This window comes from Catenulispora subtropica (assembly GCF_039531675.1).
GTDB classification, from domain to species: domain Bacteria; phylum Actinomycetota; class Actinomycetes; order Streptomycetales; family Catenulisporaceae; genus Catenulispora; species Catenulispora subtropica.
Window position 1 is genome coordinate 101722 of record NZ_BAAAQM010000023.1, and the last position, 20280, is coordinate 122001.

The 20280-nt window shown below is 71.7% G+C and carries 19 protein-coding genes; 12 read left to right on the top strand and 7 right to left on the bottom strand.

The features are described from left to right. The first annotated feature begins 96 nt into the window (after positions 1-96). From sucC to ABD466_RS20950, 3 genes are all read left to right on the top strand, one after another. Positions 97-1302, top strand: coding sequence for an ADP-forming succinate--CoA ligase subunit beta (gene sucC / locus ABD466_RS20940; RefSeq protein WP_344658802.1), 1206 nt, complete (start codon positions 97-99; stop codon positions 1300-1302). A gap of 25 nt (positions 1303-1327) precedes the next feature. Next, positions 1328-2215 carry a succinate--CoA ligase subunit alpha gene (gene sucD, locus ABD466_RS20945; protein ID WP_344658803.1) on the top strand — a complete coding sequence of 296 codons (888 nt, stop codon included), beginning with the start codon at positions 1328-1330 and terminating at the stop codon, positions 2213-2215. An 835-nt stretch (positions 2216-3050) separates the two neighbouring features. Then, on the top strand, positions 3051-4700 hold the full coding sequence (locus tag ABD466_RS20950; RefSeq protein ID WP_344658804.1) for a cell division protein PerM: 1650 nt from the start codon (positions 3051-3053) through the stop codon (positions 4698-4700). Between the two features lie 83 nt (positions 4701-4783). Here the strand turns inward: ABD466_RS20950 and ABD466_RS20955 are convergent, their stop codons facing one another. Beyond that, positions 4784-5707: a chromosomal replication initiator protein DnaA gene (locus tag ABD466_RS20955; protein ID WP_344658805.1), complete on the bottom strand. Its 924-nt coding sequence runs from the start codon at positions 5705-5707 to the stop codon at positions 4784-4786. Positions 5708-5869: 162 nt separating this feature from the next. Here ABD466_RS20955 and purN point away from each other — a divergent pair, with 162 nt between their 5' ends. The 7 genes from purN (at position 5870) to ABD466_RS20990 (ending at position 12170) form a co-directional block, all read left to right on the top strand. After that, positions 5870-6535: a phosphoribosylglycinamide formyltransferase gene (purN, locus tag ABD466_RS20960; protein WP_344658806.1), complete on the top strand. Its 666-nt coding sequence runs from the start codon at positions 5870-5872 to the stop codon at positions 6533-6535. Then, entirely contained in the window at positions 6532-8115 is a 1584-nt protein-coding gene (gene purH, locus ABD466_RS20965; RefSeq protein ID WP_425558693.1) for a bifunctional phosphoribosylaminoimidazolecarboxamide formyltransferase/IMP cyclohydrolase, read from the top strand. Before purN ends, purH begins: the two co-directional genes overlap by 4 nt. Positions 8116-8126: 11 nt before the next feature. Beyond that, on the top strand, positions 8127-8975 hold the full coding sequence (locus ABD466_RS20970) for a bifunctional methylenetetrahydrofolate dehydrogenase/methenyltetrahydrofolate cyclohydrolase (protein WP_344658807.1): 849 nt from the start codon (positions 8127-8129) through the stop codon (positions 8973-8975). Between the two features lie 44 nt (positions 8976-9019). Beyond that, the gene (locus tag ABD466_RS20975; protein WP_344658808.1) at positions 9020-10150 is read left to right on the top strand and encodes an Rv3169 family protein; all 1131 of its coding nucleotides are present in this window, start codon (positions 9020-9022) and stop codon (positions 10148-10150) included. A gap of 17 nt (positions 10151-10167) precedes the next feature. Further along, a complete protein-coding gene (locus ABD466_RS20980) occupies positions 10168-10476 on the top strand; it encodes a DUF3017 domain-containing protein (RefSeq protein ID WP_344658809.1) in 309 nt (102 codons plus the stop codon). A gap of 87 nt (positions 10477-10563) precedes the next feature. Then, entirely contained in the window at positions 10564-11796 is a 1233-nt protein-coding gene (locus ABD466_RS20985) for an NADP-dependent isocitrate dehydrogenase (protein ID WP_344658810.1), read from the top strand. Positions 11797-11876: 80 nt separating this feature from the next. Continuing rightward, positions 11877-12170, top strand: coding sequence for a hypothetical protein (locus ABD466_RS20990; RefSeq protein WP_344658811.1), 294 nt, complete (start codon positions 11877-11879; stop codon positions 12168-12170). Positions 12171-12196: 26 nt separating this feature from the next. Here the strand turns inward: ABD466_RS20990 and ABD466_RS20995 are convergent, their stop codons facing one another. Next, the gene (locus tag ABD466_RS20995) at positions 12197-13414 is read right to left on the bottom strand and encodes a M20 metallopeptidase family protein (RefSeq protein ID WP_344658812.1); all 1218 of its coding nucleotides are present in this window, start codon (positions 13412-13414) and stop codon (positions 12197-12199) included. 64 nt (positions 13415-13478) lie between these two features. Next, positions 13479-14315, bottom strand: a complete 837-nt coding sequence (locus ABD466_RS21000; RefSeq protein WP_344658813.1) for a VOC family protein — start codon at positions 14313-14315, stop codon at positions 13479-13481. A 234-nt stretch (positions 14316-14549) separates the two neighbouring features. On the opposite strand from ABD466_RS21000, the gene ABD466_RS21005 reads away from it, so the two are divergent. After that, positions 14550-15539 carry a malate dehydrogenase gene (locus tag ABD466_RS21005; protein ID WP_344658814.1) on the top strand — a complete coding sequence of 330 codons (990 nt, stop codon included), beginning with the start codon at positions 14550-14552 and terminating at the stop codon, positions 15537-15539. A gap of 104 nt (positions 15540-15643) precedes the next feature. On the opposite strand, the gene ABD466_RS21010 is transcribed toward ABD466_RS21005, so the two are convergent. The 4 genes from ABD466_RS21010 to ddaH all read right to left on the bottom strand — a co-directional run bounded on the left by ABD466_RS21010 (position 15644) and on the right by ddaH (position 18529). After that, entirely contained in the window at positions 15644-16084 is a 441-nt protein-coding gene (locus ABD466_RS21010; RefSeq protein WP_344658815.1) for an Lrp/AsnC family transcriptional regulator, read from the bottom strand. A gap of 9 nt (positions 16085-16093) precedes the next feature. Beyond that, on the bottom strand, positions 16094-16285 hold the full coding sequence (locus ABD466_RS21015; protein ID WP_344658816.1) for a hypothetical protein: 192 nt from the start codon (positions 16283-16285) through the stop codon (positions 16094-16096). A 103-nt stretch (positions 16286-16388) separates the two neighbouring features. Continuing rightward, entirely contained in the window at positions 16389-17597 is a 1209-nt protein-coding gene (rocD, locus tag ABD466_RS21020; protein ID WP_344658843.1) for an ornithine--oxo-acid transaminase, read from the bottom strand. An 89-nt stretch (positions 17598-17686) separates the two neighbouring features. After that, on the bottom strand, positions 17687-18529 hold the full coding sequence (gene ddaH / locus ABD466_RS21025) for a dimethylargininase (protein ID WP_344658817.1): 843 nt from the start codon (positions 18527-18529) through the stop codon (positions 17687-17689). A gap of 152 nt (positions 18530-18681) precedes the next feature. On the opposite strand from ddaH, the gene ABD466_RS21030 reads away from it, so the two are divergent. After that, positions 18682-20277 carry a hemolysin family protein gene (locus tag ABD466_RS21030; RefSeq protein WP_344658818.1) on the top strand — a complete coding sequence of 532 codons (1596 nt, stop codon included), beginning with the start codon at positions 18682-18684 and terminating at the stop codon, positions 20275-20277. Positions 20278-20280: the final 3 nt, after the last annotated feature.

A 20280-nucleotide genomic window follows, 5' to 3' on the forward strand; every position in this document is an offset into this window, starting at 1 on the left:
AGCACACCGGACTACCCTGCGATGAGGTGGACGGCATCCGCGCATTCCGTAGCGGTAGCCGTACCGGAATCTTCCTTTGATGAGGGACGGACGCGCGTGGATCTTTTCGAGTACCAGGCGAGGGACATCTTCGCCAAGCACGGTGTGCCGGTGCTGGGCGGCGAGGTGGCCGAGACCCCGGAGCAGGCGGAAGCCGCTGCCGAGAAGCTGGGCGGCCGGGTGGTCGTCAAGGCCCAGGTGAAGACCGGAGGCCGTGGGAAGGCCGGCGGCGTGAAGCTGGCCGACGGGCCGGCCGACGCCAAGGAGAAGGCCGCCGCGATCCTGGGCATGGACATCAAGGGCCACACGGTCCACAAGGTGATGCTGGCCCAGACCGCCGAGATCGAGGCCGAGTACTACGTCTCGTTCCTGCTGGACCGCTCCAACCGCACCTTCCTGGCGATGGCCAGCGTCGAGGGCGGCATGGAGATCGAGGAGGTCGCGGTCACCAAGCCCGAGGCCCTGGCGAAGGTCCCGGTGGACGCCGCGGCGTTCGTCGGCGGGCTGTCCAAGGCGAAGGCCGACGAGATCGTCGCCGCCGCGGACTTCCCGGCCGAGGTGGCCGACCAGATCTCCGAGACCCTGGTCAAGCTGTGGGACGTCTTCACCAAGGAGGACGCCACGCTGGTCGAGGTGAACCCGCTGGTGAAGACCAAGGCGGGCAAGATCGTGGCGCTGGACGGCAAGGTGTCGCTGGACGAGAACGCCTCGTTCCGCCACCCGGACCACGCGGACCTGGAGGACAAGGCCTCGGCGGACCCGCTGGAGGCCAAGGCCAAGGCCAAGCACCTGAACTACGTCAAGCTCGACGGCGAGGTCGGCATCATCGGCAACGGCGCGGGCCTGGTCATGTCCACGCTGGACGTGGTGGCCTACGCCGGCGAGAAGCACGGCGGCGTGAAGCCGGCCAACTTCCTGGACATCGGCGGCGGCGCCTCGGCCGAGGTGATGGCCAACGGCCTGGACATCATCCTGAACGACCCGGCGGTGAAGTCGGTGTTCGTCAACGTCTTCGGCGGCATCACCGCGTGCGACGCGGTCGCCAACGGCATCGTCCAGGCCTTCGAGCTGCTGGGCGACGCGGCCGGCACCAAGCCGCTGGTCGTGCGCCTGGACGGCAACAACGCCGAGCTGGGCCGCCAGATCCTGGTGGACGCCGAGCTGCCGGGCGTGGAGCAGGTCGACACGATGGACGGCGCCGCGGACCGCGCGGCCGAGCTGGCGAACGCGCGCACTGCGCCCATGAGCGCCTCCGGCGCTTAAGCGGACTGAGACTGGAGACTTTTTAATGGCTATCTTCCTCACTGAGAACTCCAAGGTCATCGTCCAGGGCATGACCGGCTCCGAGGGCATGAAGCACACCAAGCGGATGCTGGCCTCGGGCACCAAGATCGTCGGCGGCGTGAACCCGAAGAAGGCCGGCACCACGGTCGACGTGGACGGCACCGAGGTCCCGGTGTTCGGCACCGTGGCCGACGCGATGGAGAAGACCGGCGCGGACGTGTCCGTGGTCTTCGTCCCGCCGGCGTTCACCAAGGGCGCGGCGCTGGAGGCGATCGACGCCGGCATCCCGCTGTGCGTGATCATCACCGAGGGCGTCCCGGTCCACGACACCGCCGAGGTCTGGGCGTACAACACCCGGCAGGGCGACAAGACCCGGATCATCGGCCCCAACTGCCCGGGCCTGATCAGCCCCGGAGCCTCCAACGCGGGCATCATCCCGGCCAACATCACCAAGGCCGGCAAGATCGGCCTGGTGTCCAAGTCCGGCACCCTGACCTACCAGATGATGTACGAGCTGCGCGACTTCGGCTTCTCGACCGCCGTCGGCATCGGCGGCGACCCGGTCATCGGCACCACGCACATCGACTGCCTCCAGGCGTTCCAGGACGACCCGGACACCGCCGCGATCGTGATGATCGGCGAGATCGGCGGCGACGCCGAGGAGCGCGCCGCGGCGTACATCAAGGAGAACATCACGAAGCCGGTCGTCGGCTACGTGGCGGGCTTCACCGCCCCCGAGGGCAAGACCATGGGCCACGCCGGCGCCATCGTCTCCGGCTCCTCGGGCACCGCCCAGGCCAAGAAGGAGGCCCTGGAGGCGGTGGGCGTGAAGGTCGGCAAGACCCCGTCCGCCACCGCCCAGCTGATGCGGGAGATCATGGAGAGCCTGTAAGGGCCCTCGCTCCGAAGCCCGGCCGCGCCCCGCGCGGCCGGGCTTCCGGCATTCCCGGATCCGGTTACGCCGCCGGGGTGAATCGGGACGAGCGCTTCGGCGCCGCCCGGCGCGGGCGGTCGGCTTGCCGGTGACCGCTGGCCAGAGTGGGAGGATGCGCGATCAGAGCTCGCAGACCACGGAAGGCGGCCGGCCGGAGGGGGAGGAGGCCGGAGCCGAGGGGGCCGACGGAGCCGGAGCGGCCGGAGCGGTCAGGGCAGCCGGAGCGGCGACGGTTCCCGGCCAGGAGGGCGCCCCCGAACCGCCTGCCCAGCGCGGTTCAGCGGCGCTGCCTGGTCAGAGCGCGAAGGCCGGGGCGCAGCCAGGATCGAGCGCCGACGCCGCACCGGGCTACGGTTCGGCTATCGGCTCCGGTGCGACGTCGGGACCGGTGCCCAGCGCTGAGACCGGGGCTGGGTCAAGCTCTGCTGTCGCTCCAGGTTCTGCGAAGGACTCCAGCGCGAATCTTGGTCAGGAGGCCGCTGCTACTCCGGGTTCTGGTTCTGCGAACAGCTCCAGCGCGAGTCCCGGTCGGCTGGTCGGCGTTGCGCCGGGTCCCGGTCCCGCGATCGTCTCTGGTGCTGAGTCCGGCCCGCTTCCTAGCTCGGCAAGCTCTGCCGCGCCGGGTTCTGGTTCTGGTTCTGCGAACAGCTCCAGCGCGAACCCTGGTCAGCCTGCCAGTGTCGGCGCCGCGCCGAGTCCGGGTTCCCCCGCCAAGCCCGGCGCTCCCCACCTGAGGTCCCGCGCCACCAACGCCGTCGGCGCCGTCGACGGCCGCGACTGGGTCGCCGAGCAGTTGGCCGCCGCGCGGGCCGCCTCCGAGCCCTCGTCGCCGCCGAGTGTGGCGGAGGCCTTCCGTGACCTGGCCGCCGACTGGGCCGACGCGATGACCGTCGCCTGGAACGGTTCCCATGGGCGTGACCTGCGCCTGGTTGTGCGGGCCGGGGCGCATGCCGCGTTGGCGGCCGTGGCCACCTGGCTGGTCGCGGTGACCGTGTGCGTGGTGGTGTGGCTGGTCTCGGCGCCGAACACCGCGGGCGTCTGGGGGCCGCTGCGGGTCGCCGGACAGCTCTGGTTGCTGGGGCACCATGTCGCGCTCGACGTCCCGGCCGGGCGCGTCGCCATGGCTCCGCTCGGCTTCACCGCGTTGCTGCTCTTCGCGCTCTGGCACACCACCGCCGCGCCGGTCGTGCGGCCGGTGCAGGTCGCCTACACCGCGTTCGGGGCCGCCACCGGCTACGGTCTGGTCGCGGCGGTCGTGGCCGCCGGGGCGGCGACCGCTGACGTGCATCCCGACACCGCGCAGGCGGTGCCCTTCGCCGTCCTCTTCGGCGCGCTGGTGCCGACGGCCGCGCGGTGGCGGCGCATCGCAGCGTTCTGTGTCCTGCCCCGGTGGGTCGTGACGGCGGCGCGGGCCGCGGGCGTGGCGGGAGCGGTGCTGATCGGCGGGAGTGCCGCGGCCCTGGCCGGGGCGCTGGCCGGGCATCTGCCCGAGGCCGGCTGGCCGCAAGGGATCGGCGACGCCTGCGGCATGCTGCTGCTGAGTCTCGCGGTGCTGCCGAACGCGGTGCTGTGGGCGACGGCGTTCGTGCTCGGGCCCGGGTTCGCGGCCGGGACGGGTACCGCCGTCAACGTCCTGAATGTGAAGACCGGAGCCCTGCCGCTGTTTCCGTTGCTGGGCGCCCTGCCGCGGAGCGGGAGCCACCTGTATCCCTACGGTCTGGCCTTCCTGGCGGTCCCGGTCGTCGCCGGGGTGGCCGCCGCGCTGGTCGTGACCCGGGCCCGGCATCGGCGGCTCGGTGACCGGGTGCGGGCCACGGGCGCCGCGTCCGCGGCGGTGGCGCTGACCGTGGGCCTGGCCGCGACGCTGTCCGGCGGGCCGCTCGCCGGCGGGCGGATGGCCGCGTTCGGCCCCTCGGGATGGCGGACGGCGGCGGCCACCCTCGTGCTGGTCGGGGTGGGCGCCGCCGCCGTGGTGCTGCTGCCGCCGTCAGCCCTGGCCGTACGGAGGCTGTGCGTACGGAGGCTGTCCGTACGGCGGCTGCTGGACGCCGTAGCCGTACTCGTACCCCGGCGCCGGGCGGCGGAAGTAGGGCCCGGACTGGCCGCTCCAGGCGAAGATGATCGCCAGGAGGTCGGCCACCAAGGCGAGGAGCCTGAAGACCTTGCCGATCGCGAGGACCCAGCTGGAACCGAAGTCGGCCAGGCTGCCCAGCACGCCGACGCCGAAGAAGACGATGCCGAAGAAGACGAAGAAATCACTGGACACGATGCGGGCGTAGTGGTGGCCGGCGAGGCAGGCGAGGGCCATCCAGAGCCGGAGGCCGGAGCCGATCAGGCCGCCGACAGCGATCAGGCCGCCGACGACGATGCCGACGACGAAGACGTTCCTGTCGTTGTCGATGGTGCTGTGGACGTAGCCGACGCCGATGCCGACGGGGATTAGCGCGAGCGTCACCCCGATGAACATCATGTCCACGGCCTCGCGATCAGCGGGGATCGATCTGTGACGCCGCGGCCCGATTCACATCAGTGCGTCGTCGACATCCCGGTCCGGCCCTCGAGCTGCGTCAGGCACGCCTTCTCGGCCACCTGCGTGTTCGCCCCCTGCATGCACCTGGCGTACTCCTTGAACGGGGTCCACCACACGATCGACGCGACCAACAGCAGACCGGCCAGCACGCCGGACACCGAGGCCGAGACCATGCTCGCCGTCGCCTCCGACGCGCGCTGCCGCTTCAGCGCGGCGGTCCGCTGCGCCGAGATGGACAGCACGAACGCCGCCACCGCGAACGCCAGTCCCGCGGCCGCCCCGACCATCCAGGCCGGGAACGTCGCCAGGCCCTGGTAGATCGCCAGCATCGTGCAGGCCGTGGACCCCAGGGACAGACCGAGCGCCCAGCGGGTCTTCAGGTCGCGCTGCGGACGCTGCGGCGCCGCCTCGCGCTGGTCGCGGTAGCGGCGGTCGGGGTCGTCGCGCGGGTCCGGCCGCTGGTCGACGGGGCCGTAGCGGTTCGGGTCGCCCCAGGCGCCGTGCGGGCGCTCCGGCTCGCGGGGCCGCTGGGAGCCCCAGGGCTGGACCGGGCCCGGGCGGACCTTGCCGTAGGGGTTGGCAGGGGGCGGGCCCCACGGCGACTGCTGCGGCTGGCCGGGCGCGGACCGGCCCGCATGGGCGTCTTCCGGCGGCGGGGCGAACGGGTTGTCCTCGGCGTTGTCCTCGGCGTCGGAGGAGCCGGCGGGCTGCCGGCTGCCGTCACCCGGCTGCCGCGTCGCCGGCGCGTCTTCGGCGGGCCGCCCGGAAACGCCTCCGGAGGGGGCGTCCGCCGGGTTCGTCCCCGCCGTCCCCGCCGTGTCCGGCGTCTCCCCGCCTTCCCGGGCCTCGTCGGCCCGTACTCCGCCGCCCGTGCCGTGCCCGCTGTCCGTCGGCGTCGGCCGCTGTTCGGGCTCGGTCACGGAGTCCTCCGGGTTATCGTGGACATGATCGGTTGATCGCTGGTCGGGTGGCGGGTGTTGCTCCGTCCGCCCACTATCGTTGCCTATGGCGACCCCGCCCGTCCAAGCGGGAGGGGTCTGGCCGTGACACAACAGCAAACACCCCTATAGGAGGCCGCGGTCGTGGTCCATCCCGAAGGAAACCAGAGCCCGCCAGGGCTCGTGCAGCACCACCCGGACCCCCCGGCGAGGATCGTCGTCCTCGTGTCCGGGTCGGGCACCAATCTCCAGGCGTTGATCGACGCCGAGCAGGCCGACCCCGCGTTCGGCGGGACCATCGTGGCCGTGGGCGCGGACCGGACCGGTATCCGCGGCCTGGAACGCGCCGAGCAGGCCGGCATCCCCACCTTCGCCCTGCGGGTCAAGGACTTCGCCTCGCGCGAGGACTGGGACCGGGCGCTGCGTGACAAGGTCGCCGAGTACACCCCCGACCTCGTCGTCTCCGCCGGCTTCATGAAGCTGCTCGGCCCCGACTTCCTGGCCGCGTTCGGCGGCCGCGTCATCAACACCCATCCCGCGCTCTCCCCGAGCTTCCCCGGTATGCACGGACCGGCCGACGCCCTCGAGTACGGCGTCAAGATCACCGGCTGCACCGTCTTCTTCGTCACCGCCGGGGTGGACGACGGGCCGATCATCGCCCAGAGCGCCGTCGCGGTGCGGGACGAGGACGACGCCGAGCTCCTGCACGAGCGCATCAAGACGGCGGAGCGGGCGCTGCTCGTCGACGTCGTGGGCCGCCTGGCCCGGCATGGCTGGACCATCGACAACCGAAAGGTCATCCTCCCGTGAGCACCACTGTGTCCCGCCCCGGCGACACCCGCCCGATCAAGCGCGCGCTGGTCAGCGTGTACGACAAGACCGGCCTGGAGGACCTGGTCCGCGGCCTGGACGCGGCCGGGGTGGCCCTGGTGTCCACCGGCGGCTCGGCCAAGCTGATCCGCGACCTGGGGATCCCGGTCACCGAGGTCCAGGAGCTCACGGGCTTCCCCGAGTGCCTGGACGGCCGGGTGAAGACCCTGCACCCGAAGGTGCACGCCGGGATCCTGGCCGACCTGCGGCTGGAGGACCACCGCAAGCAGCTGGCCGACCTCGGCGTGGAGCCGTTCGACCTGGTGGTGGTCAATCTCTACCCGTTCACGCGGACGGTGGCCTCCGGCGCCGCGCCGGACGAGTGCGTCGAGCAGATCGACATCGGCGGGCCGTCGATGGTGCGCGCGGCCGCGAAGAACCACCCGAGCGTCGCGGTGGTGGTGAACCCGGACGCGTACCCCTCCGTGCTGGCGGCCGTCGCCGGCGGCGGCTTCGGCTTCGAGCAGCGCAAGCGCCTGGCCGCCGAGGCCTTCGCGCACACCGCCGCCTACGACGCCGCCGTGGCCGGCTGGTTCGCCTCGGCGTACGCGCCCGACGGCGAGTCGTCCTTCCCCGACTTCGTGGCGAAGACCTGGCAGCGCAAGTCCGTGCTCCGCTACGGCGAGAACCCGCATCAGGGCGCGGCGCTGTACGTCGCCGACCCGGACCAGGACTCGCTGGCGACCGCCGAGCAGCTGCACGGCAAGGAGATGTCCTACAACAACTACGTGGACACCGACGCGGCCATCCGCGCGGCCTACGACTTCGCCGAGCCGGCGGTGGCGATCATCAAGCACGCCAACCCCTGCGGCATCGCGATCTCCCCGGCCGGCGACATCGCCGAGGCGCACAAGCTGGCCAACGACTGCGACCCGGTCTCCGCCTTCGGCGGCATCATCGCCGCCAACCGCCCGGTGACGCAGGCGATGGCGTTGCAGGTGAACGAGGTCTTCACCGAGGTCATCTGCGCCCCCGACTACGAGCCCGAGGCGCTGGAGACGCTCAAGGCCAAGAAGAACATCCGGATCCTGCGCACCGGCACCGCCAACCGCCGCGCCACCGAGTTCCGGCAGATCTGCGGCGGCCTGCTGCTGCAGGACGGCGACCTGTACCAGGCGGCCGGCGACGACCCGGCGACCTGGACCCTGGTCTCCGGCGAGCCCGCCGACGAGCGGACCTTCGCCGACCTGGTCTTCGCCTGGCGGGCGATCCGCTCGGTGAAGTCCAACGCCATCCTGCTGGCCCACGACCTGGCCTCGGTCGGTGTCGGCATGGGCCAGGTGAACCGGGTCGACTCGGCGCGGCTCGCGGTGGAGCGGGCCGGGGACCGGGCGCGCGGCTCGGTCTGCGCCTCGGACGCGTTCTTCCCGTTCGCCGACGGCCCGGAGATCCTGTTCGCCGCCGGCGTGAAGGCGGTCGTCCAGCCCGGCGGCTCGGTCCGCGACGAGGACGTCGTCGCCGCGGCCCGCAAGGCCGGCGTCACCATGTACCTGACCGGCACCCGGCACTTCACCCACTGAGGAGGCTGACCATGACCGCGAACATCCTCGACGGCAAGGCCACCGCCGCCACGATCAAGGGGGAGCTGTCGGCCCGGGTCGAGGCGCTCAAGGCCCGCGGCGTCGTCCCCGGCCTGGCCACCCTGCTGGTCGGCGACGACCCGGCGTCGCACTCCTACGTGCGCAGCAAGCACCGCGACTGCGCGCAGGTGGGCATCGCCTCGATCCAGCGCGAGCTGCCGGCCACCGCCTCGCAGGCGCAGATCGCCGAGGCGGTCGCCGCGCTGAACGAGGACCCGGCCTGCACCGGCTACATCGTGCAGCTGCCGCTGCCCAAGGGCATCGACGAGAACGCCATCCTGGAGCTCGTCGACCCGGCGAAGGACGCCGACGGCCTGCACCCGACCAACCTGGGCAGGCTGGTGCTCGGCGCGCCGGCGCCGCTGCCCTGCACGCCGCTGGGGATCGTCGAGCTGCTGCGCCGCCACGACGTGGCGATCGCCGGGGCCGAGGTGGTGATCGTCGGCCGCGGCATCACCGTGGGCCGTCCCCTGGGCCTGCTGCTGACCCGGCGCAGCGAGAACGCGACCGTGACCCTGTGCCACACCGGCACCCGCGACCTGGCCTCGCACACGCTGCGGGCGGACATCGTGGTGGCCGCCGCCGGCGTGCCGAACCTGATCACCGCCGAGCTGGTGAAGCCGGGCGCGGCGGTGTTGGACGTGGGCGTGTCCCGCGGCGAGGGCGGCCTGGCCGGGGACGTCGCGGACGACGTGCGCGACGTGGCCGGCTGGGTGTCGCCGAACCCCGGCGGCGTCGGGCCGATGACCCGCGCGATGCTGCTGAACAACGTGGTGGAGATCGCCGAGCGCCAGGTCTGATCGTCACTCTTGACGGTTCATCAGAACGCACATAGAAGGGGGACATGTCCGATCGCCATCAGGACCTGTCCCCCCTCGACGACTTCCCGTTCCATCAGACCTCGGAGTCGATGGCGCACGTCGCCACGTCCGACCGGAACTTCTACGATCGCTACTACTTCAACGTGCACCACGGCGTGGGCGATCTGTTCCTGGCGATGGGCGTGGGGCAGTACCCGAACCTCGGCGTGACCGACGCCTTCGCGGCGATCGTCCACCGGGGCGTGCACCGCGTGGTGCGGGCCTCGCGGGAGCTCGGGACCGATCGCGGCGACACCTCGGTGGGCCCGTTCCGGGTCGACGTGCTGGAGCCGCTGAACAAGCTGCGGGTGGTGCTGGAACCGGGGGAGTACGAGCTCTCCTTCGATCTGACCTGGACCGGCTCCATCGCGGCGACCCGGGAGCCGAGGCAGTTCGTCCGGCGGCACGGCCGGGTGTGGATGGACTCGGTACGCCTGGCGCAGACCGGGTTCTGGGAGGGCACGCTGCGCGTCGGCGACGACGTGCTCGCCGTCACCCCGGACACCTGGTGGGGCTCGCGCGACCGGTCCTGGGGCATCCGGCCGGTCGGCGAGGCCGAGCCCGCCGGGATCCAGGGCAAGGACGGCGCCCCGCCGACCTTCCACTGGGTCTACGCCCCGATGCAGTTCGACGACTTCTCGATCCTGGTGATCATCCAGGAGGACGAGGACGGCGGCCGGGTGCTGGAAGAGGCGCTGAAGGTCTACCGGGACGGGCGCCCGGCGGAGTCCCTCGGCCGCCCGGACGTGGAGCTGCACTACACGTCCGGCACGCGGGACGTGCAGACGGCGGCGGTGACGTTCTCCGGCCGCGCCGAGAAGGTCATGGTCACGCAGCTGGTCCCGCTGCACATGGCGGTCGGCAGCGGCTACGGCCTGGACGCCGACTGGCGGCACGGCATGTATCAGGGGCCGGAGCCGGTGGTGCAGCAGGTCGTGATGCCGGCCGCGGAGGCGGCGGCGAAGTCCGGGATGTTCGGCGTCACCGAGCGGCTGGCGCGCTTCGACTACGACGGGCCGGAGGGCTCGCGCGTCGGATACGGGCTGTTCGAGACGTTGTCCATCGGCGCGCACCGGCCGAGCGGCTTCGCGGACTGGCTGGCGGTCGCGCCGTAGGTAATAGAGTTGCCGCCATGGCAGCGAACAACCGTCCGGCCAGGGAGCCCTTCGGCCGCGTAGTGCTGGCCGAGTGGCCGATCCTGGTCGTGCTGGCCGGCTTCGCCTTCGGGCTGACGGTGATACTGCGCGACGAGGTCTTCCAGGGCGCGGCCGTCCTGGGGATGTCGATACTGGTGGCCGCCGGTCTGCGGCTGTTCCTGCCGACCCGGATGGCCGGGACGCTGGCCGTCCGGCGCCGCGGGATCGATGTCGGCATCTACACGCTTCTGGGGACCGCGCTGGTGGTCCTGGGGCTGCTGGTGCAGGGGATCTTCTCGAACTGAGCCCCCGTGGGGACCGCTTGGCCATCCTGTGCGGACGGCATGTATCTTGAGGTCGAGATAATTCACCGATCCTAAGGACGACCCGCCATGGCCTACTCCGGTCCCAAGATCAAGGTCGCGAACCCCGTCGTCGAGCTCGACGGCGACGAGATGACCCGGATCATCTGGCAGTTCATCAAGGACCAGCTGATCCTGCCCTACCTCGACGTCGACCTGAAGTACTTCGACCTCGGCATCCAGCACCGCGACGAGACCGACGACCAGGTCACCGTGGACGCCGCCAACGCCATCAAGCAGTACGGCGTGGGCGTGAAGTGCGCCACCATCACCCCGGACGAGGCGCGGGTCGAGGAGTTCGGCCTGAAGAAGATGTGGAAGTCGCCGAACGGCACCATCCGCAACATCCTCGGCGGCGTGATCTTCCGCGAGCCGATCGTCATCAGCAACATCCCGCGCCTGGTGCCCGGCTGGACCAAGCCGATCGTCGTCGGCCGTCACGCCTTCGGCGACCAGTACCGCGCCACCGACCTGGTGGTCCCGGGCGAGGGCACGCTGACCCTGACCTTCACCCCGAAGGACGGCACCGAGCCGATCGAGCTCAACGTCTTCGACTTCCCCGGCGGCGGCGTCGCGATGGCGATGTACAACCTGGACGAGTCGATCCGCGACTTCGCGCGCGCCAGCATGCGCTACGGCCTGCTGCGCAACTACCCGGTGTACCTCTCCACCAAGAACACGATCATGAAGGCCTACGACGGCCGCTTCAAGGACCTGTTCCAGGAGGTCTTCGACGCCGAGTTCAAGGCCGACTTCGAGAAGGCCGGCCTGACCTACGAGCACCGCCTGATCGACGACATGGTGGCCTCCGCCCTGAAGTGGGAGGGCGGCTACGTCTGGGCGTGCAAGAACTACGACGGCGACGTCCAGTCCGACACCGTCGCCCAGGGCTTCGGCTCGCTCGGCCTGATGACCTCGGTCCTGATGGCCCCGGACGGCAAGACCGTCGAGGCCGAGGCCGCGCACGGCACCGTGACCCGCCACTACCGGCAGCACCAGCAGGGCAAGCCCACCTCCACCAACCCGATCGCCTCGATCTACGCGTGGACCCAGGGCCTGGCCTACCGCGGCAAGTTCGACAACACCCCCGAGGTCGTGAAGTTCGCCGAGACCCTGGAGCGCGTCTGCGTCCAGACCGTCGAGGAGGGCAAGATGACCAAGGACCTGGCGCTGCTGGTCTCCCCGGACCAGCCGTACCTGACCACGCAGGAGTTCCTCGCCGCCATCGACGAGAACCTGCAGAAGGCGATGGCGAGCGCGTAAGCACGCCCGTCACGAGACCCCCGTCGGCTCCGGCCGGCGGGGGTTCCGTGCTGTCGGGCCGTTCGCCTACCCTTCCGGTCATGCAGTACCTGGGGTGGGATCCGCCGTCGCCGCAGAGCGTGCTGGCCCGGACGGCGCTCCTGCTCGGCGCCGCGAGCATCGGCCTGCTGTGCTTCAGCGGCCTCGGGTGGGCCCTGGACGTCCTGGTGGCGCCGCTGGCGTTCGCGGTGTCGCTCGTGGCCGTCGTGAAGTCCCGGCGCAGACCCGCCGATCGCGGCTTCGCGATCGGCGGCCTGCTCATGGCGGTCCCGTCCTCGGCGCTCGTGCTCTTCGCCGCCTACGCCGTGCTGACCGACCCGGCCTTGGCGAACTAGCCCGGACCGGCTCGGACCGGCCCGGACTAGCCCCGGGCCAGCCGCCGGTCGGCGAGCTCGGCCAGCAGCGCCGCGCCGTCGCCCAGCACCGAGTCGTCGAAGTCGGCGAGCGGGCTGTGGTTGGAGGGGGCCTGCTCCAGGTCGTCGGTCGGGCAGGCGCCCAGGAAGGCGTAGGTGCCCGGCACGGCCTCCAGGACGCGGGAGAAGTCCTCGGCGCCCGGGACCGGGTTCGGCAGGCGGGCGAAGCGCTCCTCGCCGTGCACCTCGCGGGCCACCTCCTCCAGGAAGTCGACCTCGGAGGCGTGGTTCACGGTCGGCGGGTACTGCTCCTTGTAGGTGATGTCCACGGTGCAGCCGTAGGCCGCGGCCAGGCCGTTGAGCAGCTCCACCACCACGACCAGCATCTTGGCGCGGGACTCGCGGGAGAAGGAGCGCATGGTGACGTGGAAGGTGGCGTCGTCCGGGATGATGTTGGACGCCGTGCCGGCGTGGAAGGCGCCGACGGTGATCACCACCGGGTCGAAGATGTCGAACTTGCGGGTCACCAGCGACTGCAGCGCCACCACCATCTCGCAGGCCACCGGGATCGGGTCCTTGCCGGTGTGCGGCAGCGAGCCGTGGGCGCCGGCGCCGCGCACGGTCACCTGGATCTCGTCGGCGCCGGCCATGAAGGTGCCGGGGCGGGAGACGAACTGCCCGCGGGGGATCCGGTTGGACATCACGTGCAGGCCGTAGGCGCCGACCACGCGCGGGCCGGCGGCGTCCAGCACACCCTCGCGGATCATGTGCCCGGCGCCGTCCTGGCCCTCCTCGCCGGGCTGGAACATGAACACCACGTCCCCGGCCAGCCGGTCGCGGTGCGCGCTGAGCAGGCGGGCCGCGCCGACCAGCATCGCGGTGTGCAGGTCGTGGCCGCAGGCGTGCATGTTCGGGCCGTCGGCGACGTAGTCCCGCCCGGTGCGCTCCACGACCGGCAGGGCGTCCATGTCGCCGCGGAGCAGCACGGCCGGCCGGGCGGCGGCGTCCGCCCCCGCCGCGTCCCCGGGGCCCGCGCCGCGCAGCACCGCGACCACCGAGTTCAGCTCGCGGCCGGTGCTGATCTCCAGCGGCAGGCCGTCCAGGGCGGCCAGGACCCGCTCCTGGGTGCGGGGCAGGTCCAGGCCGATCTCGGGTATGCGGTGCAGGTCGCGGCGCAGGCGGACCAGGTCCTCCTGGAGGCCCTTGGCGTCATCGGTGTAGGTCATGCTGCCATCGTGCCCCACCTGTCCAGACGTGCGGAGGGTCAGGTGCGGCGGGGGCCGCCGACCCCTACTGCGCGGCCCCGGGCATCTCCGCCGGCTGCAGGAACGCGAACCGGGCGCCGAACTGGTCGGTGAGCAGCCCGAGGCGTCCGGGCGGGGCGTCCGAGGCGGGGATCAGCACCGAGCCGCCGGCGTCGGTGGCGCGGGCCACGGTGGCGTCGGCGTCGGCCACCATGAAGTACGGGATCCACTTCTCGTCCTGCACCGGCGCGTCGTCGGCGATCCCCATGATCCCGCCGAAAGCGGCCATCGGGTCGCCCGGCCGGACCGTCCACATGTCGTAGCCGGCCTCCGCCGCGGAGTCCGCGGTGTCCGGGGCGTCCGCGGCGTCCGGGGTGTAGGGCTCGACCTTCCAGCCGAACACCGCCGGGTAGAAGGCCTTGGCCGCGCCCGGGTCGCGGGTCCACAGCTCGGCCCAGAGCATCGAGTCGTCGACGCAGCACGCCTCGAACCCGGTCCACCCGGCGGGCTGCCAGAGCGCGAACTCGCCCCCGGCCGGGTCGGTGAGCTGGGCGAGCAGGCCCTGGTCGGGGATCGGCATCGGCGGCACCCGCACCTTGGCCCCGTTGGCCTCGGCGGTCGCCACGGTCGCGGCGGCGTCCGTGACCCGCATGTACGTCGTCCAGTCCGGTTTGGCCGCGGGGTCCATCAGCCCGCCCAGCCCGCCGACGGCCTTGCCGTCCTTGCGGAACATCCAGTAGCCGGGACCCTCGTCGGACGGTTCCATCATCTGCTCGGCGGTCCAGCCGAAGACCCGGCCGTAGAACTCGGCCGAGGCGCCGGGGTCGGGGGAGCCGAGGTCGATCCAGCCGGGCAGGTTCGGGGTGTTCTCCGAGGTGATCATGGGGCCTTCCTTTCCTCGGGTGTGCGGGGAGCGGCGGTGTGGCACGCGTCACACCGCCGGATCCGAGTCTTCCATCAGGTACTGACAGTGACGAGCCGAACGCGCAGACGGGTCGGGTGGTCACCGTCGTGTGTCTGCTTTCTCACAGCGGGCGGCGAAACCGGGCAGGTTTCTCAGGAGTAGCCTGTGGCTGGCAACCAGACGGAACCTTCACAAAAGCAGGAGCCACAAGCGATGTCCCGCACCCCCGTCAACGTCACCGTGACCGGCGCGGCCGGCCAGATCGGCTACGCGCTGCTGTTCCGCATCGCCTCCGGCCACCTGCTCGGCCCGGACGTGCCGGTGAAGCTGAACCTGCTGGAGATCCCGCAGGCCGTCAAGGCCGCCGAGGGCACCGCGATGGAGCTCGTCGACTGCGCCTTCCCGCTGCTGGCCGGGATCGACATCTCGGACAACCCGAAGGACGGCTTCAGCGGCGCCAACGTCGCCCTGCTGGTCGGGGCCCGCCCCCGCACCGCGGGCATGGAGCGCGGCGACCTGCTGTCCGCCAACGGCGGCATCTTCAAGCCGCAGGGCGAGGCGATCAACGCGCACGCCGCCGACGACATCAAGGTCCTGGTGGTCGGCAACCCGGCCAACACCAACGCCCTGATCGCCGCGGCCCACGCGCCGGACGTCCCGAAGTCCCGTTTCACCGCGATGACGCGCCTGGACCACAACCGCGCCATCGGCCAGCTCGCGCTGAAGACCGGGGCGCCGGTCAGCGACATCAGCAACCTCACCATCTGGGGCAACCACTCCGCCACCCAGTACCCGGACCTGTTCCACGCCAAGATCGCCGGCAAGAACGCCGCCGAGGTCGTGAACGACCAGGCCTGGATCGAGAACGACTTCATCCCCACCGTCGCCAAGCGGGGCGCCGCCATCATCGAGGCCCGCGGCTTCTCCTCCGCCGCCTCGGCCGCGAACGCCGCGCTGGACCACGTGCACACCTGGGTCAACGGCACCGCCGAGGGCGACTGGACCTCGATGGGCGTCGTGTCGGACGGCTCCTACGGCGTGCCGGAGGGCCTGGTCTCCTCGTTCCCCGTGACCACCAAGAACGGCGAGTGGGAGATCGTCCAGGGCCTGGACATCGACGCCTTCTCCCGCGCCCGCATCGACGCCTCGGTGGCCGAGCTGGCCGAGGAGCGCGACGCGGTCAAGCAGCTGGGCCTGATCTGATCCACGGCCGCTGATCCACGGCCGGCGATCCCGGGCCGCTGATCCACCGCTGAGCCGAGAACGGCCCGGCGCCCCCGAGGGGTGCCGGGCCGTTCGGCGCTTCCTCACACCGTCGGATCCCGCGCCAGCAGCCGCGTCAGCACCAGCGCCGACCTGGTCCGCTGGATCTCCGGCTCCCGGCGGATCCGCTCCAGCGCCTCCTCCAGGTGCCGCATGTCCTCGGCCACCAGGTGCAGCAGCGCGTCCGCGTCCCCGGTCACCGTGTACGCCGCCACCACCTCCGGGTGCCGGGCGACACACTCGCGGATCACGTCCGGCGACGTGCGGTCGCCGCAGTACACCTCGACGAAGGCCTCCGTGGTCCAGCCCAGCGCGGACTGGTCGACGATCGCTGAGAAACCGCGGATCGCGCCGTCGGCCCGGAGCTTGTCCACCCGCCGCTTCACCGCGGAGGCGGACAGGCCGACCTCGGTGCCGACGTCGGCGAACGAGGCCCGGGCGTCGCGGCGCAGGACGTCGATGATCGCGCGGTCCAGGCTGTCCATGCCCTGAGGTTAGCGGTCGAAGGTCCACCAGCCCCGGACCGCGTTCCCGGCGCGCGGTGGCCACGGGGCGGCGGCGCCGGCCGGGGCGATCGTCACGCCCCCGACCAGCACCGGGACGATGCCGACGCGGGTCGCGGCCGCGCCGCCGGGCCGGCGTCCGCCGGGACGGATATCAGGATCCGGCTGAGAAAACGTGAACATTCCTCGTGCGGATGACACCGAATCGCGGTTTCCCGCGTCTAAGAAGACGAGCCGGACTCGCAGCAGGCCGTACCCCTGCCGCGAGCCCGGCTCGCTGACAGTATCAACCCACAGCGCTGTGTAGTTGCTCCACGGCCCAGTCCAGCTCTTCGGCCGTCACGACCAGCGGCGGCGCCATGCGGATCGTTGAGCCGTGGGTGTCCTTCGCGAGCACGCCGCGGGCCATCAGCCGCTCGGAGATCTCACGTCCGGTCCCGAAGGCGGGATCGATGTCCACGCCGGCCCACAGGCCGCGGCCCCGGACCTCGCGCACCATCTTCTCCGGCAGCGTCGCCAGCGCCGCGTGCAGGTGCGCCCCCAGCGTCCGGGCCCGCGCCTGGTACTCGCCGGTGGCCAGCAGCCCCACCACCGCGCGCCCGACGGCGCACGCCAGCGGGTTGCCGCCGAACGTCGACCCGTGCTCCCCGGGCTTGAACACCCCGAGCACGTCCCGGTCCGCCACCACCGCCGACACCGGCAGGATCCCGCCGCCCAGCGCCTTGCCCAGGATGTAGAGGTCCGGCACCACGCCCTCGTGGTCGCACGCGAACGTGTAACCGGTCCGCCCCAGCCCGGACTGGATCTCGTCGGCCATCATCAGGATCCCGCGGCGGGTGCAGACCTCGCGCACCGCCGCCAGGTAGCCGTCCGGCGGCACCAGCACGCCGGCCTCGCCCTGGATCGGCTCCAGCAGCACCGCGACGGTGTCGTCGGTGATCGCCGCCTCGATCGCCGACGCGTCGCCGTAGGGCACGCTGACGAACCCCGGGGTGAACGGCCCGAAGTCGGTCCGCGCGTCCGGGTCGGTGGAGAACGACACGATGGACAGCGTCCGGCCGTGGAAGTTGCCCTCGCAGGTGATGATCTGCGCGCGGTCCTCCGGCACGCCCTTGACCTGGTAGCCCCACTTGCGCGCGGTCTTCAGCGCGGTCTCCACGGCCTCGGCGCCGGAGTTCATCGGCAGCGCCGCGTCCTTGCCGCAGAGCTCGGACAGCTCGGCCACGAACGGCCCGAACTGGTCGTGGTGGAACGCGCGCGAGGTCAGCGTCACCCGGGACAGCTGTTCGCGCGCGGCGGCCAGCAGCACCGGGTTGCGGTGCCCGAAGTTCAGCGCCGAGTACCCGGCGAGCATGTCCAGGTAGCGGTTGCCGTCGACATCGGTCACCCACGCGCCGTCGGCCTCGGCGACCACGACCGGCAGCGGGTGGTAGTTGTGCGCGGTGTGCGCGTCGGCCTGCTCGATCAGCGCCTCGGCCTTGGCCGACCGCGGCACGCGCGGCAGGCCGCCGCCGGCCGCGCCGGGCGTGATGCCGGCGCCGGCCGCGGAAGTCTCGGAGATGGTGGTCACGGTGCTCAGCCCTCTCAGTTCCTCAGCTCCAGCGTGCAGCACTTGACCGAGCCGCCGGCCTTGAGCAGTTCGGACAGGTCCATGCCGACCGGCCGGTACCCGCGCTCGGTCAGCCGCGCGGCCAGCCCGGTGGCGTCCCGCGGCAGCAGCACGTTCAGGCCGTCGGACACCGCGTTCAGGCCGAACGCCGCGGCGTCCTCGGCGGTGGCGACGATCGCGTCCGGGTAGAGCTGCCGCAGCACCTCTTGCGATCCGGCCGAGAACGCCCCGGGGTAGTAGGCGATGGTCGCCTCGTCCAGCACGGCGATCGCCGTGTCCAGGTGGTAGTAGCGCGGGTCGACCAGGCGCAGCCCGATCACCGGCATCCCGAAGAACTCCTGCGCCTCCAGGTGCGCGTTCGGGTCGGAGCGGAACCCGTGCCCGGCCAGGATCCACCGGCCCGCGTACAGGAAGTCGCCCTCGCCCTCGTTGACGAACTCGGGGTCGTGGATCTCCGAGTAGCCGTTCTTGCGGAACCACTCTCGGTAGGCCGGGCCCTCGGCCCGCCGCTCCTCGTTGCGGAAGGAGGCGGCCAGCACCTTGCCGCCGACCACGGTCGCGCCGTTGGCGGCGAACACCATGTCGGGCAGCCCCTCGATCGGCTTGATGGTCTCCACCTGGTGCCCCAGGTCCAGGTAGGCGTCCCGCAGGGCCTCCCACTGGCGGGCGGCCAGGGAGGCGTCGACCGGGGTCGCCGGGTCCATCCACGGGTTGATGGCGTAGGTGACCGCGAAGTGGTCGGGCCGGCACATCAGGAAGCGGCGCGGGGTCGCCACGCGCTGTGCCGCCGCCGGCACGGGGAGTGTCTCGGGGATCATGCAACCTGAGCATAAGGACGACGTTTTCCCAGCTCAAGGAACGTTTGTTGCGTGTCCGTGCACGATCGTTGCGTAGAAGTGGCGCTCCTGATCGTTTCATTGCGTCACTTCCGCCCCAGCGGTCCCGTCCGGCCGGTCCTTAGAATCGAAGGGTGAGTCCGATTCTGGTGTCCATCCTGGTCGTGTTGGCGCTGATCCTCGTCGAGGCCCTGTTCGTGGCCTCCGAGATCGCGCTCGTTTCGTTGCGCGAGAGCCAGGTGGACACCCTCGCCCAGCAGGGACGCCGCGGCCAGGTGGTGGCCATGCTGGTGCGCGACCAGAACCGCTGGCTGGCCACGGTGCAGATCGGCGTGACGCTGACCGCGCTGCTGTCCTCGGCGTACGGCGCCATCACGCTGTCCGAGAGCGCCAAGAAGGGGCTGATCGACGCCGGCCTGAGCGAGGGGCTGGCGGGCTTCATCGGCATCGTCGGCGTCACCCTGGTGATCACCTTCGTCACCCTGGTGATCGGCGAGCTGGCGCCCAAGCGGCTGGCCCTGCAGCGGGCCGAGCCCACCGCGCTGGCGATGGCGCCGTTCCTGAACCGGATGGCGGCGATCTGCCGTCCGATCATCTTCCTGCTGTCGATGTGCACCAACGGCGTGGTGAAGCTGTTCGGCGGCGATCCGTCGGTGGGCCGGGAGGCGGTCTCCTCCGAGGAGCTGCGGCTGATGGTGGCCGGCAACGAGACGCTGAACAGCGACGAGCGCGAGCTGATCGACGAGGTCTTCGCGGCCGGCGACCGGCAGCTGCGCGAGGTGCTGGTGCCGCGCACCGAGGTGACGTTCCTGGACGCCGGGATGCCGATCCGGCAGGCGGCCCGGATCGCCGCGTCCAACCCGCACTCCCGCTACCCGGTGATCGAGGGCTCGGCGGACAACGTGATCGGCTTCGTGCACGTGCGCGACTTCCTGAACCCGGAGCTGGCCGGCCGTTCGATCCGGCTGGAGGAGATCGCCCGGCCGGTGAAGATGCTGCCGACCTCCAAGCAGGTGCTCTCGGCGCTGTCGGAGATGCGCAACGAGTCCACGCACCTGGCGATCGTGGTCGACGAGTACGGCGGCACGGCCGGCATCGTCACGCTGGAGGACCTGATCGAGGAGCTGATCGGCGACATCCAGGACGAGTACGACATCGGCCAGGCCGGCACCACGCGCCTGGTCGGCGGCGTGATGGAGGTCGACGGCCTGCTGAACCTGGACGACTTCCTGGACGAGACCGGCATCGAGCTGCCCGACGGCCCCTACGAGACCGCGGCCGGCTTCATGGTGGCCCAGCTCGGGCGGCTGCCGGAGATCGGCGACGAGGTGGTGGTGGCGCTGGACCCGCCGCGCGGCCACACCGCGCACGACCTCGCGCACGGCCACAGCGGCTACGGCGGCCACGGCGGCCCGCTCTCCGCGCACCCCGCCGGCCACGGCGCGGCGGGCGACGACCACGACGAGGCCGCGGACCTGGAGATCCAGCGCTACCAGCTGCGCGTGGTGGAGATGGACGGCCGGCGTATCGCGCGGATCCGGATCACCCGCCTGCCCGAGGACGGCACCCCGCTCGCGCCCGACGACGGAACCGCGTCGCAGGAGGGCGGGGAAGCCCCGGAATTCACCGAAGGTGTTCGTACGGACACTGAAAGTGTCGAAGGTGATCGGGGTCCGGAGTCCGCGGAGGAGATCCCGGGAGAACCCGATCAAAGCGAGCGCGGGATCTGAGAG

Coding starts and splice junctions, on each gene's coding strand:
- sucD (WP_344658803.1), top strand. CDS start 1,328: ATGGCTATCTTCCTCACTGAGAACTCCAAGGTCATCGTCCAGGGCATG.
- ABD466_RS20970 (WP_344658807.1), top strand. CDS start 8,127: ATGACCGCGAACATCCTCGACGGCAAGGCCACCGCCGCCACGATCAAG.
- ABD466_RS20975 (WP_344658808.1), top strand. CDS start 9,020: ATGTCCGATCGCCATCAGGACCTGTCCCCCCTCGACGACTTCCCGTTC.
- ABD466_RS20980 (WP_344658809.1), top strand. CDS start 10,168: ATGGCAGCGAACAACCGTCCGGCCAGGGAGCCCTTCGGCCGCGTAGTG.
- ABD466_RS20985 (WP_344658810.1), top strand. CDS start 10,564: ATGGCCTACTCCGGTCCCAAGATCAAGGTCGCGAACCCCGTCGTCGAG.
- ABD466_RS20990 (WP_344658811.1), top strand. CDS start 11,877: ATGCAGTACCTGGGGTGGGATCCGCCGTCGCCGCAGAGCGTGCTGGCC.
- ABD466_RS20995 (WP_344658812.1), bottom strand. CDS start 13,414: ATGACCTACACCGATGACGCCAAGGGCCTCCAGGAGGACCTGGTCCGC.
- ABD466_RS21000 (WP_344658813.1), bottom strand. CDS start 14,315: ATGATCACCTCGGAGAACACCCCGAACCTGCCCGGCTGGATCGACCTC.
- ABD466_RS21005 (WP_344658814.1), top strand. CDS start 14,550: ATGTCCCGCACCCCCGTCAACGTCACCGTGACCGGCGCGGCCGGCCAG.
- ABD466_RS21010 (WP_344658815.1), bottom strand. CDS start 16,084: ATGGACAGCCTGGACCGCGCGATCATCGACGTCCTGCGCCGCGACGCC.
- ABD466_RS21015 (WP_344658816.1), bottom strand. CDS start 16,285: ATGTTCACGTTTTCTCAGCCGGATCCTGATATCCGTCCCGGCGGACGC.
- ddaH (WP_344658817.1), bottom strand. CDS start 18,529: ATGATCCCCGAGACACTCCCCGTGCCGGCGGCGGCACAGCGCGTGGCG.